This is a genomic window from Pseudomonas fluorescens, assembly GCF_900215245.1.
Lineage (GTDB): Bacteria > Pseudomonadota > Gammaproteobacteria > Pseudomonadales > Pseudomonadaceae > Aquipseudomonas > Aquipseudomonas fluorescens.
In genome coordinates, this window is record NZ_LT907842.1 from 4661244 (window position 1) to 4675787 (window position 14544).

A 14544-nucleotide genomic window follows, 5' to 3' on the forward strand; every position below is an offset into this window, starting at 1 on the left:
GTAGTTATGTTTAAGGCGTTAGTTGTGGACGATCATCCTTTTATTCGCTCTTCGGTCAAAATGCTGCTCAAGCAAGAGCATTTCGACGTCGTTGCCGAAGCCGATAACGGGGCAGACGCGGTGCAGATGGCGCGCGAGCATGAACCCGACCTGATCGTGCTGGATATCGCCATGCCCAAGTTGGACGGCCTGGAGGTCATCGCGCGAATCTGTGCACTGGACCTCAAGTGCAAGATCCTGGTGCTGACTTCTCAATCGCCACTGTTCTACTCGATGCGTTGCATGAAGGCCGGTGCCGCCGGCTATATCTCCAAGACCAATGACCTGGACGAACTGATTAAAGCGATCAAGGCGGTGATGGGCGGATACACCTTCTTTCCGAACCTGGCCAACAGTTCGGTGCGCCGCAGTGATGTCGAAACCACCGACCTGGAGTTGATCCAGAGCCTCTCCGATCGTGAACTGACGATTTTGCAACAGTTGTCCCAAGGGTTGAGCAACAAGGAGATCGGTGACGCCATGCTGCTCAGTAACAAGACCGTCAGCACTTATAAAACGCGCTTGATCGAAAAGCTCAAGGTCAAGTCTGTGGTCTACCTCGCTGACTTTGCCAAACGTAATAACCTGATCTGATGAGCCTTCTCTTGCGTAAGTGGATGGTGCTACTGGTACTTGGCATGGCGCTCAACGGTGCTGCCCTGGCGGGCTCGCAGGTCGGCGCGTTCCAGGTGTTGGGGCGCTCCCATGTCGATGGTTACCAGGCCGTGCTTACCGAGGCGGACTGGAGTTGGCTGCGCAGCAAGGATGTATTGGTCCTGGGCGACTCCAACCCGGATTATGCGCCGCTGGGCATGGTCAACAATGGCCGCGACTATGAAGGTATGACGGCCGATTACGCGCAGCTATTGAGTGAGTTATTGCGTGTTCGGGTAGAAGTGCGCCGGTATGCCTCGCGTGGCGAGGTGATCGACGGGCTCAAGCGGGGAGAGGTGGACTTTCTGGGCGTCGCCAACGGCTATGAGGCCGCCGATGCCGGGCTGTTGCTGTCGACGGCCTACGCCGATGACCTGCCGGCGCTGGTGACACGCTTAGGCGACAGCCGTGCACTGTCGCCGGACCTGGCGGGCAAGAAAATCGCGATGCTGTATCACTACCTCTCACCCGAGGCGGTCAAGGCGTTTTACCCCAAGGCCACCTTGCAACTGTTTCCCTCGACCTTGAGTGCCATCGGTGCGGTGGCCTTCGGCAGCGCCGACGTGTACCTGGGCGACGCGCTCAGCGCCAATTTTCTGATCAACAAGAATTACTTGAATAATGTGCAGTTGGCTGACTTCTCCCAAGTAGAAGCGAGCAACTTCTCGTTTGCCATGGCTCACGACAATGCGCGCCTGCAGCGCGTGCTTAATAGCGCGCTGGCGGCGATTCCGATCAGCGAACGCATGAATATCCAGCGGCGCTGGAGTGCCGGTGGCAGCAGTATCCCCGGGCGTACGGCATTGCACTTCAGCGCCAGTGAGCAACGTTGGATGGATGCGCATCCGTCAGTGCGGGTGGCGGTTGACGACAGCTTCTTGCCGCTGTCGTTCTTCAATGAAGAGGGCGAGTTTCGCGGCATCAGTGCCGATGTGCTGGCCAAGGTGTCACTGCGCACCGGTTTGAAGTTCGACGTGGCGCGTGCGGTTTCAGTGGCCGATATGGTCGACAAAGTGCGTGCCAACAAGGCCGACCTGCTGATTACGCTGACGCCAAGTACGTCCCGCGAGGGCGTGCTGCACTTTACCCGGCCTTACCTGAATACCCCGTATGTGTTGGTCAGCCGCACCCAACCCAACAGCCCAAGCACCCTGGATGAGATGGCGGGCAAACGGCTGGCATTGATACACGGTAATCCGATACGCGACCTGGTGATCGAGCAGTACCCACGGATTGAGCTGGTGGAGGGGCGTAACGCCCAGGAAGTGATGGCGCTGGTGGCCGATGGCAAGGCGGATGCGGCGGTCAATTCGTTGATCATCGCCCGCTACATGATCGCGCGTGAGTACCGGGAGCAGCTACGCATCACCAGCACCGTGGGCACGCAACTGGCGCGCACGGCATTTGCCACTTCCAGGGGTTCCCTTGAGCTGTATTCGATCCTGGAAAAAGCGTTGCTGAGCATCCCGCCCGAAGAGCTGGACGAAGTCACTAACCGCTGGCGCAGCGACATTGCCGTGGATGACAGTTACTGGCTGCGCAACCGCACGGTGATCATTCAGGGCTTTGCCCTGGCAAGCGTGCTGTTGCTGGTGGCAATGCTGTGGATTGCTTACCTGCGCAGGCTGATGCGCACGCGCAGGCAGGCCGAGATTGCCCTGAATGATCAATTGGAGTTCATGCGCGTGCTGATCGATGGCACGCCGCACCCCATCTATGTGCGTGATCGCCAAGGGCGGTTGGTGGTGTGCAACAGCGGCTACCTGAGCGTGTTTGGCGTCGAACGCGAAGCCGTCATCGGCAAGACTGTGATGGATGGTGTACTCAGTAACCCCAGCGAGGCCGCCAGCTACCACGAGGACTATTTACAGGCGATGGAAGAAGGGGTTCCGCGTGTGCAGGACCGTTGCCTGACGATGGGCACGGGCCAGGTCCTGATGATCTACCACTGGATGTTGCCGTACCGAGGCAGCGACGGTGAAGTCAATGGCATGATCGGCGGCTGGATCGATATCAGCGAACGCCAGCACCTGTTGGAGGCCTTGCGTGAGGCCAAGGACCATGCCGACGATGCCAGTCGCGCCAAAACCACCTTCCTGGCGACCATGAGCCACGAAATCCGCACACCGATGAATGCGATCATCGGCATGTTGGAGCTGGCGCAGAAAAAAGCTGATCAAGGTTACATGGACCGAGCCTCCATCGAGGTGGCCTCCAATGCCGCCCACGGGCTGCTGGACCTGATCGGTGACATCCTCGACATCGCACGCATCGAGTCCGGGCGCCTGTCCCTGGCGCCGGAGCGGGCCAATCTGCTGGCGCTGGTCGAGTCAGTGGCGCGCATCTTCGAGGGCTTGGCGCGGCAGAAGCAACTGCGGCTGATCCTTGATCTGGACGCCACGCTCAACTGCCAGGTCCTGGTCGACCCTCTGCGCTTCAAGCAGGTTGTCTCCAACTTGCTGAGTAACGCCATCAAGTTCACCGCCGTGGGCCAAGTTCGATTAAGCGTCAGCGCCGAGCTTAGCCGCAATGATGAGCGGCTGGCGCTTTGCTTGAGGGTCGAGGACAGCGGCAGTGGCATTTCCGTTGACGACCAACAACGCTTGTTCAACCCGTTCAGCCAGGCCAGCAACCACGGGCAGGCGGCTCGCAGTGGCTCGGGCCTGGGGCTGATGATCAGCCGTACGCTGTGCGAGATGATGGGCGGCACCCTGACCTTGAGCAGCGTGTTAGGGCAAGGCACCCAAGTGGAGGTCCGTCTCGCTTTGCCCACCTTGCTGCCGGTTGACGAGCCTGAGCCATCCTCAGTGGTGGTGACTCAAGCCGCCCAGGTATTGCATGTATTGGTGATCGACGATTACCCGGCCAATCGCTTGTTGCTGACCCAGCAACTGAGCTTTCTCGGGCACCGGGTAAGCGACGCCGCAGACGGTGCCCATGGCCTGCGCGCCTGGCGCAATCAGCATTTCGATGTGGTGATTACCGACTGCAGCATGCCGATCATGAATGGCTATGAACTGGCCCGCGCCATCCGCGATGAAGAGCGCAGCAGGGGGCTTGCACCCGGGATGATCCTCGGTTTGACCGCCAACGCCCAACCTGAAGAGAAGGACCGCTGCCTGCAGGCGGGCATGGATGACTGCCTCTTCAAGCCCATCAGCCTCAATGACCTCAATGCCCGATTGGCGTCCCTGGTATCTGCTGGCGCGGTCGCTCCCCTGGCGCAAGAACCGCCGCTACCGAGCATCGACGGCATCGACTTGACCAGCCTGATCCACCTGAGCCGTGGTGATGACGCTGCTATCAAAAGCCTGCTGCAGGACCTGGCAACCAGCAATGCACAGGACATGGCGCAACTGATCCGGTTGTTTACCCAGCATGACCTGAGCGGTCTCAGTGATTTGGCGCATCGCGTCAAGGGCGGTGCGAGGATCATCCAGGCGCATGCCTTGATCGAATGTTGCGAGGCGCTGGAGGCTGGCTGCAAAGGGTTGAACTCGGCAGTGCTGACTGACGCGGTCGATGCGCTGCAGCAAGCCATGGAACAGCTGGGGCAGCGCCTGGAGATCTTCTTGGCCTGATCGCACTGCACCGTGAAAAAGCCGCCGCCACGCTGCGGCTTTTTTATTGGCCGCGCGTGGCAAGAGAAAAAATCCGCTAGGAAATTTCCTACAAGGTGCGGGGATGGATACTACGTGAGTGGTCTGCTCCTCACGGGAAGATGTACCTGTCGCACAAGACATGTGTTGTGTTCGTTGCTCACCCGCTTCGGCGTTTGGCAGCCCAACAAGGCTTGGCGATGGTGTTCATAACCTTCCCTTTGGAGCTGTACCATGAAAGTTCAAGCACTCACCCTCGCTGCCCTGTTTTGCGCAACCGGCGCTCAGTTCGCCACTGCGGCCGATGGCACCATCAATTTTGCCGGCGAGTTGGTCAGCCAGACCTGCACCATCTCTGTTGGTGGTGTGGTCAGCCCAGCGGTCGCCACCGTCACGCTGCCGACCATTTCCAACAGCCTGCTCGACGTCGCCGGCAAGACCGAAGGCCGTACAGGCTTTGACGTCACCCTGAGCGGTTGCACGGGCACGGCAACCACCGCCGCCGCGTTCTTCAACTCCGGCGCCACCGTCGACCCCGCCACCGGTAACCTGAACAACACCACCGGTACCGCCTCGCTGGTGCAGTTGCAGCTGATCGACGCCGTGAACGGCAACGTCATTCAGGCGGGCAACACCAACCAGAAAACCAACACCTCGCGTAACACCCTGGCTTCCGGCGGTGTGCGTATGGATTACGCCGTGCAGTACTACGCAACCGGCGCCGCCACCCCTGGCACCGTGCTCAGCTCTGTGACCTACAACATCGACTACAAGTAAGTCGCTTGCACATCAGTGCGCCGTGACCGGCGCACTGATGTAGGGCGGAGGAGGTGTCTTATGTCTTGCGTGAAGAAAGTTCGGTTTGGGGCCTGGTTGATCCTGGCTTCGCTGGTCTGTTCCCAGGCCATGGCCGGTGTGGTGATCACCGGGACTCGCCTGGTGTACCCGGCCAGTCAGAAAGAAATCACCGTAAAGCTCAACAATAACGGCTCGAAACCTGCGTTGGTGCAAGCCTGGGTCGACACCGGGGATGTGCAGTCCAGCCCCACCAGTTCCAAGGCGCCGTTTTTGCTCTCGCCGCCGGTCTCGCGAATTGACCCGAGCAAAGGCCAGAGCCTGCGCCTGATGTTCACGGGGGCGTCCTTGCCGGCCAATAAAGAGTCGGTGTTCTGGTTCAACATATTAGAGATCCCGCCCAAGGCCGAAGGCCCGGTGGAGATGAATGTGCTGCAAATGGCCTTCCGCTCCCGGATCAAGATTTTTTACCGCCCCGACGGCCTGCCAGGTTCGCCCGGCGACGCGCCGCAACAGGTGCAATGGAAAGTGATTGCCGACGGTGCGGGTTATGCCTTGCAAGCGTTTAACCCAACGGTCTACCACGTGTCTTTGGCGGAATTGACCCTGGTCGCGGGCACCCAGCGTTACGAGGGTGACGGCGGCATGGTCGGCCCCGGTGAAAGCACGGTGTTCGCCTTGCCGACTCTCAAGTCTCAGCCAGGCGCTTCGGCACAGGTCGAGTTCAACGCCATCAACGATTACGGCGCTTTAGTGCCGACCAAGCAGCCGCTGAAGCCCTGATCGTTACGCGATCGTTCCCGCGCACGAGTACCTTATGACGACTATTCCACGCCTGGGCAATTGCCCGCAGGTGCAACCTCGCTTTGCCCTCAATCCAGTGACTGCAATGCTGATCAAGGCCCTGGCACTGTTGCCGGGCGTGATGACCGTGCAAGGGGCATGGGCCGAAGACGTGCAGTTCAACGATGCCTTTTTGCCTGAAGACTCCCGCAGCCTGGACCTTGCACCCTACGAGAAAGGTAACCCGGTACTGCCCGGCGAATACCGGGCAGACATGGCGATTAACGGCAAGCTCGTCACCCGTCAGGATATTCGTATTAATGCGGCTGAGGACGGGAGCAACCCGGTGGTCTGTTTCAACCAGAGCATGTTGGAACTGCTCGGTGTGGATATGCACAAGCTGTCGCCTGAAGCCTTGGCGAGCCTCGAAAGCGGGGCGCCGTGCCTGGGCATCGGCCAGTTGATCGAAGGCGCCACGGCCAGTTTTTCGCCGTCCACCCAGTTACTCGACATCAGTGTTCCGCAAATCGCCCTGCGCCGTGATGCCAGGGGCTATGTCAGCCCGGAGCTGTGGGACCGTGGCGTCACTGCCGGCACCCTGAGCTACACCTTCAACGGCAGCCACAACAGAACCGACTTCGGTAACTACGATTCGGCTTACCTGGGGCTGAACGCGGGCTTGAACCTCGGCGACTGGCGCTTGCGCCATAACGGCTCGATGAGCTGGCAAAAGGAAACGGGGCAAAACTACCAGACCCTCAATACCTACGCGCAGCGTGACGTCACCAGCTTGCGCAGCCAACTGACCGTGGGCGAGTCCAACACCAGTGGCGAGATCTTCGACACCCTGGCGTATCGCGGTGTGCAGCTGGGTACCGACGATCGCATGTTGCCTGAATCCCAGCGCGGTTATGCGCCGGTGATTCGCGGTATTGCCCGCACCGGTGCACGAGTAGCAGTCCGCCAGGCCGGTAATCTGCTCTACGAAACCAGCGTGGCGCCGGGCGCCTTTGTGATTGATGACCTGTATTCCACCGGCTACGGCGGCGACCTCGACGTCACCGTCTATGAGGCGGATGGCAGTGAGCAGCGCTTTATCGTGCCTTACGCCGCCGCGGCACAACTGTTGCGCTCTGGCACTTCACGCTACAGCGTCACGGCCGGTGAGACCCGCAACAACTTCACCTCGCGCCAGGCCAGGTTGGCGCAGGGCACCTATCAGTTGGGGTTGAGCAATATCTTCACTGGCTACACCGGCGCACAAGGCAGCGACGATTACCGCTCGCTGCTGGGCGGCCTGGCATTCAGTACGCCGATCGGCGCGATGGCGATCGACGTCACCCAGGCCCAGACCCAGTTCAAAAGCGGCCAGGACAGCGGTCAAAGTGTGCGCATGAGCTACAGCAAAAATATTATCAGCACCGGCAGTAACTTTGCCGTGGCCGCCACACGGTTTTCCACGGAAAAGTACCTGGACTTCAGCAATGCCACGTTACTGCTGGATGCAGAGCGTAATGGGATCGACACCAGCGCTTACGGCCGCCCACGCAGCCGGATGTCCCTGACCGCCAACCAGAGCCTTGGGCCCTGGGGCCAGGTGGCGTTCAGTGGTTTCTCGCAAGACTACTGGAATCAGCCGGGGCGGGATGTGCAGTACCAGTTCAGCTACAACAAGCAGGTTGGGCGTGTCAGCTATGGCGTGAGTGCCAACCGCAGTCGGGTCGGCTTGGGGGAGATGGATAACAGCCTGCTGTTCACGATGAGCATGCCGTTGGCGTTTGGCGCCTCGACCAACCAGCCACAGTTGTCGACGCGCTTAATGCGCGATACCAATAGCCAGTACAGCGAACAAGCCACCCTCAGTGGCACCGCCGGCGAGGATCGCCAGTACAGCTACAGCCTGACCGGTGGCCACGAAGGTGCCACGCGTTCCAACAGTACCTCGGTCAATGGTCAGTACACCGGTTCCAAAGCCTTGGTCGGCGCGACAGTCAGCCGTGGCGAGGGTTATGACAGCCTGTCCGTGAATGCCAGTGGCAGTGTGGTCGCGCACCCGAATGGGGTGACGTTCACGCCGTATCGCGGCGAGACCTTGGCGGTGATTACGGCCGAGGGTGCTGAAGGGGCCAAAGTGGTCGGCTTTCCTGGCCTCAAGCTCGATGGCCGTGGCAATGCCGTGGTGCCGTACTTGCGCCCTTATGAGTTGAACGAAGTGGCCATTGACCCGTTAGGCACTTCGTTGAACGTCGAGCTCAATGAAACCAGCCAACAAGTGGCGCCGCGCGCCGGTGCGGTGGTCGCCCTCAAGTACGGCACTCGCAATGGCCAGGCGCTTTTACTCAACGTGACCCTCGGCGATGGCAGCCCATTGCCGTTTGGTGCCAGCGTGATGGATGACCGAGGGGTGTCGGTGGGCGTGGTCGGGCAGGGCGGTCAGTTGTATGCCCGCGTCAAGGAAGGCGCCCGCCGACTCTTGATCAACTGGGGTAACCAGGCCGGTCAGCAGTGCGCATTGCCATTGCCACCCGGTATCAGCGACGGCAAGCAACTGCACCAGGTGGATGCCGTGTGTTCGGCGGTTCAGTCAGATAATCGCGTTGCTTCTGTGAGCAGTGCAGGAGAGAAAAAGTGATGATGTTCAAGCGTGTGGTCGCAGTAGCAGGTTTGTCCCTGGCAGCGGGTGTGGCGATGGCCGATTGCACCTACCTGGCCCCTACCAACGGCAGCATTGTGCGCACCCAGCCGTTGCTGGGTGGCAACCTGACGGTGGGCCGGGATGTGCCTTTGGGCGCCGAGATTTATCGGCAGACGTTCACGTTGGCGGGCGATTACGCGATCTCCTGTTCTGCTGGCCTCTATAACATTGAGACGCGACGCTTGTTGCCGGTTACACCGTTGCCGTTGTCCAGTTGGTCGGGGACGCCCTACGGGGGTCGCGTTTATCAGACCGGTGTGCCTGGAATCGGCGTGGCACTTTGGTACGCGGGCACCGCGCTGCCGTTCTCCAGCAGCATCACCAATTGTGGCAATGGAACCGCCGTGTGTAATTGGACCCTCACCGGCACGCTGTCCTTTGATATGTCGTTCATCAAAATCGGCGACGTGTCCCCCGGGACTATTCAGGGCGCCTCCTTGCCGACCATGACCCAGTCTCGCGTCAGCAGTAACAACCTGGAGGTTCAACACGTCAACTTTTCCGGCAGCATCAACATCGTCTCGCGTACCTGCACCACACCGGATGTCAATGTGCCGATGGGCAGCCATATGCTCAGCGAGTTCTCCGGGCCTAACACCTTTACGCAGTGGAAGGACTTTTCTATCGCGCTGAACAATTGCCCGGCGTTCAACGGGTATTACCAGACGACGGGCCCGCGTTGGGCCAGCGATGGCACCATCAGCAACCTCGACACGCGCAAGAATAACGTGCTGCAAGTACGCCTCGACCCGACGCGCACGCCGCTCAATACCACGCTGGGCATCCTGAGTCTCAACCCCAGTGCGCCGGGCGATGATCCTGCCGCGACGGGGGTGGGCGTGCAGGTGGCTGACAGTGCCGGGACTGCGCTGCCGCTCGCCAGCCTGCGCACCAGTGGCATCACCACGCGCGCGGAGGAGGGTGCCAGTTACAGCATCCCGCTGAAGGCTCGGTACATTCAGACCGAAAGCAGCATCACCGCCGGCCCCGCGAATGCGACGGCCACATTCACTATCAATTACTACTGAGCCCCCTGCGGGAGGCTCAGAAAAATCCTAACAAAATTGCGGACGTTTCTACGCGAATGGCTTCGATCGTTTGCGCACACTCGTCCCCTCCCTTTAGCAAGCGAGAGAGCCGTCATGTCCTTTACATCGCTCCGGGTGTTGGTACTCGAAGACCACCTTTTCCAGCGTTCCGTGGCCGTCAACCTGCTCAAACAACTGGGCTGCGGCGAGGTCCTGGAGGCGGGTAACGGCACCGAAGCCCTGGCTGTGCTGCAAGGCGCCGGTTCCGTGGACGTGGTGGTCTGTGACCTGCAAATGGAAGGCATGGACGGGCTGGAGTTCATTCAACGCATCAGTGCGACCGGCCAGGTCGGCGCAATTATTGTCAGCAGCGGGTTGCCGGGGGATGTACGCCGTGCTGTGAGCCAGATGGGCGCCTTGCTCGGCGTCAACATGCTCGGCGATACCGGCAAACCGTTGCAGGTGGAGACGTTGCAGCTGTTGCTCGAACGGGCCTTGAGTACCCGCCGCAGCACGCCGCAACCGCCGTCGAGCCTGGAACTGGCCGACGAGCAACAGGTGCGGCGGGCACTTCTCGAGCAACAACTGCAAGCCTATTACCAACCCAAGTTCGACTTGCACAGTGGCGCCGTGCTGGGCGTGGAGGTACTTGCTCGTTGGAACCACCCCTTCCAGGGAGTGCTGTCACCGGCGGTGTTTCTGCCGGCGATGGAGCGCAGCGGCCTGATGGACGACTTGTTGTTTTGCCTGATGCAACAAGCGCTGGTCCTTCAGGGGCAGGCCCTGAGCCAGGGACTGGCCTTGGACTTGGCTTTCAATCTGCACGCCGCGCAGTTGGCCGACGTGGAACTGACGGCGCGGATCAAAACCCTCCTCGCCACCCATCAGACGCCCTGCGCCAGTGTGACGTTCGAGCTGACTGAAAGCGGATTGCTTGAAGTGCCGGCCGTCTCCCTGGAGAACCTGGTGCGTTTGCGCATGATGGGCTGCCGCTTGTCCATCGATGACTTCGGCGCCGGGTTCTCTTCGTTGCAGCGCCTGTGCCAGTTGCCGTTCACCGAAATAAAACTCGACGCGGAATTCGTCCGCGGCCTGTTGCACGAGCCGCGCTGCCGAGCCGTCATCGGCAGCACCCTGGCCCTGGGGCAGACCCTGGGCATGTCGGTGGTGATCGAAGGCATTGAAACCACCGAACAGCATCAAGCATTGCTGGCATTGGGTTGCACCCAGGGGCAGGGCTATTGGCATGCACGCCCCATGAATGGCGTCGACCTGCTGCGCTGGTTGCAGCGCAGTGCCGGGCGGCCGGTGTCCAGCAACCTTGCCGGTGCCCATCGATGATTAACAAAGCGCTGCGCATCATGATTGCCGACCCCGAGCATGCTCAACGCCTGCGCCTGGAGCGCGATCTCAATCGCCAGGGCTATTACGCCATTGCGCCGGTTCCGAGCCTGAGCGACCTGCTCAACCTGGTGGAGTATGGCGACCGCGGCTTTGACCTGGTGCTGATGAATGCCAGCCTCGCCGGCAACGAGGGGTTCAACCTGGATGATTTCTGCCGTGATCATTCCTCGGTGGGGCAGGTTTTCATCTACGACCTGCCGCCGCGGCAACTGACGATCCAGAGCGCGAAGATCGACGACCGCCTGGTGTTCAGCGCTGTACAACTGCCGGAAGCGGCGTCAATCAGGCGGTTGGCGCACAAGGCTGACTTATCGCGTCTATCAGTCATTTCTTAAAAACACGAAATCTCTCAAGTCTGTGCAAAAAATGTCGACTACCTTCTAAATAACCCGAGAAGGAACATCGACATGAACGGTATGCGTTTGCCAATCGCTACAGGCTTCCTTGCGGTGTGGGCGGGGGCCTGCATGGCCTCATCCCAAGGTGTGATTCAATTTCATGGCAGCATTGTCGAGTCGGGATGTACGACTTCGGCAGGGAACAGCTCGGTGATGGAGTTGAAGGGGTGCCCGATGGCCAGCCGTGGCAACCATTTCGATGTACGTCCGGTCGCCAGCGTCAAAGCGTTGGGCAATGCCGCAGCCAACGTAAAGTTGGTAGCCGACATCGGCAACGGGCGCTATTACGACCAGCGGTATGTCTTGGTGGATAGCCTCGGAAAGCCAATTCAATCGGGTAACTACGTGATCACCATGACCTCGCCTTAAGCGACCCTAGGGCGTTTTGAGCAGGATGAGCGTCAACAACGGGCCGAGAAACCTATAGAATGCTCGGCGGCGGCGCTGTTCTGCGTGGCCGTTTGATCACCGCCAGAGTACCTCGCCCGTCAATGAGCCTTTCAGCCGCAACGCCCCAAGCCAACTGGCAACCGGTCATCGCCCTCGCGTTGGCCGCCTTTGTGTTCAATACCACCGAATTCGTGCCCGTTGGCCTGCTTAGCGCCATCGGCGCCAGCTTCGACATGCCCATCGCCAGCGTCGGCCTGATGCTCACCATCTATGCCTGGATTGTGTCGCTGACCTCGCTGCCGGTGATGCTGCTGACGCGCAACGTTGAGCGGCGCAAGCTGCTGATCGTGCTGTTCGGCCTGTTTATCGCCAGCCACATTCTTTCCAGTGTCGCCACCAGTTTCGGCTTGTTGATGGTCAGCCGCATCGGCATCGCCTTGTCCCACGCGTTGTTCTGGTCGATCACTGCCTCGCTGGCGGTGCGCCTGGCGCCACACGGCAAGCAGGTGCAAGCCCTCGGCTTGCTGGCCACCGGCACCTCGCTGGCGATGGTCCTGGGCATTCCGTTGGGGCGCCTGCTCGGCGAAGCGATGGGTTGGCGCACCACGTTCCTGGTGATTGCCGCGTTCGCCGCCGCCCTGGTGTTCTGGTTGGCGCGCACCTTGCCGCCGCTGCCAAGCCAGAACTCCGGCTCGCTGCGCAGCCTGCCGTTGTTGTTCAAACGCCCTGCACTGGTGGCGCTCTATGTGCTCACCGCCATGACCGTCACCGCGCAATTCACCGCCTACAGCTACATCGAACCCTTCGTCGAAGGTGTCGCCGGCATGAGCAGCAATGCCGTAACCCTGATCCTGCTGGTGTTCGGTGGCGCGGGCATCATCGGCTCGCTGCTGTTCAGCCTGGTGCACCGCTTCAACCCGCACCTGTTTGTGGTCAGCGCGGTGTTCCTGCTCGCCGCGTGCCTGGCGCTGATGCTGCCATTGAGCGGTGCCGAGGCGTACCTCGTCGGCCTGAGCGTGGTCTGGGGCATGGCGATCATGGGGTTTGGCCTGGCCATGCAGTCCAAGGTGCTGGTGCTGGCCCCGGACGCCACCGACGTGGCCATGGCGATGTTTTCCGGGATCTACAACATTGGCATCGGCGGCGGTGCGCTGATGGGCAGCTGGGTCGGCAGCCACTTCGGCTTCGCCTGGATCGGCGCGGCAGGCGGGTTGTTGGCGGCACTGGCGTTAATTGGGTATTGCCTGGCGATTCATCGGTTCGGGCAGGGTGTGGTGCGTCACTGAGGAGACAAACGTCTGATGATCAAAACCCTTGCTATTGCAGTTCTTACGGGTGTTTGCGGGCTGCTGCTCAGCCCCGTAGCTTCGGCCGCCAGTTTCGACTGTGCCAAAGCCAAGGCGCCAGACGAAATCGCTGTCTGCCAGCACGTCAGCCTGAATGACCAGGATGTGACGATGGCATTGCTCTACGACTTGAACAAACACTTCATGGCCATGGGCGCGCGGGGCTCATTGATGGACGGGCAAAGCGCGTGGCTCAAGCAGCGTCGTGCGTGCGGCGCGCAGGTGAGTTGCTTGACTGATGCCTATACGCAGCGGATCAGGATGTTGCGCCGGTTTATTGATGAGCAGGTGATGACGAAAGGGCCGTTCTAAGACCCTGTTCGTCATTCTACTTCCGGCTTTTGATAAACAGCCTGTGATTCATAGGCAGGACTATCACAAGGCAGCCAGCACGGCCTCGAGTTTTTCCTGATCCCGCGCAAACTGCCGAATCCCTTCCGCCAGCTTTTCGGTTGCCATCGCATCTTCATTCGACGCCCAGCGGAACTGCGCTTCGGTCAACTGCTGACGCGCTTCGCCCTCGGCGCCCGGCACCAATTTGCGCGCCAGCGGGCCGGTATCTTCAGCGAGTTTTTGCAGCAAGTCCGGGCTGATGGTCAGGCGATCGCAACCGGCCAGTTGTTCGATCTGGCTGAGGGTGCGGAAGCTGGCGCCCATGACCACGGTGTTGATCTGGTTGGCCTTGTAGTAGTTATAAATGCGCGTCACCGACTGCACGCCCGGGTCTTCAGCACCGGTGTAATCCAGGCCGGTGTTTTTGCGGTACCAGTCGTAAATGCGGCCCACGAATGGCGAGATCAGAAACACGCCCGCATCGGCGCAGGCCACGGCCTGGGCGAACGAGAACAGCAGCGTGAGGTTGGTCTGGATGCCGGCTTTTTCCAGGCGTTCGGCGGTGCGGATGCCTTCCCAGGTGGAGGCCAGTTTGATCAGCACGCGGTCGCGGCCGATGCCGGCCTGGTCGTACAGGGCGATCAATTGGTTGGCCTTGGCCCAAAGTGCGTCTTCGTCAAAGGACAAACGTGCGTCGACTTCGGTGGAGATGCGCCCCGGGATCACTTTGAGAATGCCCGCGCCCACCGCTACCGCAAAGTGGTCACACGCCAGGCCCACATTCCCTTTGGACAGGTTCACCGCGTTGCGCAGCAGCTCGGCGTATTCCGGGATGGCGGCGGCCTTGAGCAGCAGCGACGGGTTGGTGGTCGCGTCGACCGGGCGCAGGCGGCTGATGGCTTCCAGGTCGCCGGTGTCGCAGACCACGGTGGTGAATTGCTTGAGTTGTTCGAGCTTGGACGTCATGGGCGGCGGTCTCCAGAGGCGGCAGGGGACACCCGTTGTACCATTTCCCGAGCCGCTTGTTTACCCGCTCGCCGATCCGCCAGGCCTCAGGGACGCTGGTGTTCTGCGGCCAAC

12 protein-coding genes are annotated in these 14544 nt (G+C 60.6%); 11 read left to right on the top strand and 1 reads right to left on the bottom strand.

The features are described from left to right. Nucleotides 1-6 precede the first annotated feature (6 nt). The 11 genes from CPH89_RS21885 (at nucleotide 7) to CPH89_RS21935 (ending at nucleotide 13443) form a co-directional block, all read left to right on the top strand. Nucleotides 7-633 carry a response regulator transcription factor gene (locus CPH89_RS21885; protein ID WP_053255554.1) on the top strand — a complete coding sequence of 209 codons (627 nt, stop codon included), beginning with the start codon at nucleotides 7-9 and terminating at the stop codon, nucleotides 631-633. Then, on the top strand, nucleotides 633-4274 hold the full coding sequence (locus CPH89_RS21890) for a transporter substrate-binding domain-containing protein (RefSeq protein WP_053255555.1): 3642 nt from the start codon (nucleotides 633-635) through the stop codon (nucleotides 4272-4274). Before CPH89_RS21885 ends, CPH89_RS21890 begins: the two co-directional genes overlap by 1 nt. Before the next feature lie 252 nt (nucleotides 4275-4526). Continuing rightward, a complete protein-coding gene (locus CPH89_RS21895; RefSeq protein ID WP_053255556.1) occupies nucleotides 4527-5069 on the top strand; it encodes a fimbrial protein in 543 nt (180 codons plus the stop codon). 60 nt (nucleotides 5070-5129) lie between these two features. Then, complete coding sequence (locus tag CPH89_RS21900) at nucleotides 5130-5870, top strand: fimbria/pilus periplasmic chaperone (protein WP_053255557.1); 741 nt, start codon at nucleotides 5130-5132, stop codon at nucleotides 5868-5870. Nucleotides 5871-5904: 34 nt separating this feature from the next. Next, complete coding sequence (locus CPH89_RS21905; protein WP_307674259.1) at nucleotides 5905-8502, top strand: fimbria/pilus outer membrane usher protein; 2598 nt, start codon at nucleotides 5905-5907, stop codon at nucleotides 8500-8502. Continuing rightward, nucleotides 8502-9593 carry a fimbrial protein gene (locus CPH89_RS21910; protein WP_053255558.1) on the top strand — a complete coding sequence of 364 codons (1092 nt, stop codon included), beginning with the start codon at nucleotides 8502-8504 and terminating at the stop codon, nucleotides 9591-9593. The genes CPH89_RS21905 and CPH89_RS21910 overlap by 1 nt, the downstream gene beginning before the upstream one ends. 114 nt (nucleotides 9594-9707) lie before the next feature. Then, nucleotides 9708-10934: an EAL domain-containing response regulator gene (locus CPH89_RS21915; protein WP_053255559.1), complete on the top strand. Its 1227-nt coding sequence runs from the start codon at nucleotides 9708-9710 to the stop codon at nucleotides 10932-10934. Beyond that, nucleotides 10931-11332 carry an ANTAR domain-containing protein gene (locus tag CPH89_RS21920; RefSeq protein ID WP_053255560.1) on the top strand — a complete coding sequence of 134 codons (402 nt, stop codon included), beginning with the start codon at nucleotides 10931-10933 and terminating at the stop codon, nucleotides 11330-11332. The genes CPH89_RS21915 and CPH89_RS21920 overlap by 4 nt, the downstream gene beginning before the upstream one ends. 72 nt (nucleotides 11333-11404) lie before the next feature. Next, nucleotides 11405-11764 carry a hypothetical protein gene (locus CPH89_RS21925; RefSeq protein ID WP_053255561.1) on the top strand — a complete coding sequence of 120 codons (360 nt, stop codon included), beginning with the start codon at nucleotides 11405-11407 and terminating at the stop codon, nucleotides 11762-11764. A gap of 122 nt (nucleotides 11765-11886) precedes the next feature. Then, a complete protein-coding gene (locus CPH89_RS21930) occupies nucleotides 11887-13071 on the top strand; it encodes a sugar transporter (protein WP_053255762.1) in 1185 nt (394 codons plus the stop codon). Between the two features lie 15 nt (nucleotides 13072-13086). Next, complete coding sequence (locus CPH89_RS21935) at nucleotides 13087-13443, top strand: lysozyme inhibitor LprI family protein (protein WP_053255562.1); 357 nt, start codon at nucleotides 13087-13089, stop codon at nucleotides 13441-13443. A gap of 63 nt (nucleotides 13444-13506) precedes the next feature. On the opposite strand, the gene tal is transcribed toward CPH89_RS21935, so the two are convergent. Continuing rightward, the gene (gene tal / locus CPH89_RS21940; protein ID WP_053255563.1) at nucleotides 13507-14430 is read right to left on the bottom strand and encodes a transaldolase; all 924 of its coding nucleotides are present in this window, start codon (nucleotides 14428-14430) and stop codon (nucleotides 13507-13509) included. Between the last annotated feature and the right edge of the window lie 114 nt (nucleotides 14431-14544).

Coding starts and splice junctions, on each gene's coding strand:
- CPH89_RS21910 (WP_053255558.1), top strand. CDS start 8,502: ATGATGTTCAAGCGTGTGGTCGCAGTAGCAGGTTTGTCCCTGGCAGCG.
- CPH89_RS21900 (WP_053255557.1), top strand. CDS start 5,130: ATGTCTTGCGTGAAGAAAGTTCGGTTTGGGGCCTGGTTGATCCTGGCT.
- CPH89_RS21885 (WP_053255554.1), top strand. CDS start 7: ATGTTTAAGGCGTTAGTTGTGGACGATCATCCTTTTATTCGCTCTTCG.
- CPH89_RS21895 (WP_053255556.1), top strand. CDS start 4,527: ATGAAAGTTCAAGCACTCACCCTCGCTGCCCTGTTTTGCGCAACCGGC.
- CPH89_RS21920 (WP_053255560.1), top strand. CDS start 10,931: ATGATTAACAAAGCGCTGCGCATCATGATTGCCGACCCCGAGCATGCT.
- tal (WP_053255563.1), bottom strand. CDS start 14,430: ATGACGTCCAAGCTCGAACAACTCAAGCAATTCACCACCGTGGTCTGC.
- CPH89_RS21905 (WP_307674259.1), top strand. CDS start 5,905: ATGACGACTATTCCACGCCTGGGCAATTGCCCGCAGGTGCAACCTCGC.
- CPH89_RS21935 (WP_053255562.1), top strand. CDS start 13,087: ATGATCAAAACCCTTGCTATTGCAGTTCTTACGGGTGTTTGCGGGCTG.
- CPH89_RS21915 (WP_053255559.1), top strand. CDS start 9,708: ATGTCCTTTACATCGCTCCGGGTGTTGGTACTCGAAGACCACCTTTTC.
- CPH89_RS21890 (WP_053255555.1), top strand. CDS start 633: ATGAGCCTTCTCTTGCGTAAGTGGATGGTGCTACTGGTACTTGGCATG.
- CPH89_RS21925 (WP_053255561.1), top strand. CDS start 11,405: ATGAACGGTATGCGTTTGCCAATCGCTACAGGCTTCCTTGCGGTGTGG.
- CPH89_RS21930 (WP_053255762.1), top strand. CDS start 11,887: ATGAGCCTTTCAGCCGCAACGCCCCAAGCCAACTGGCAACCGGTCATC.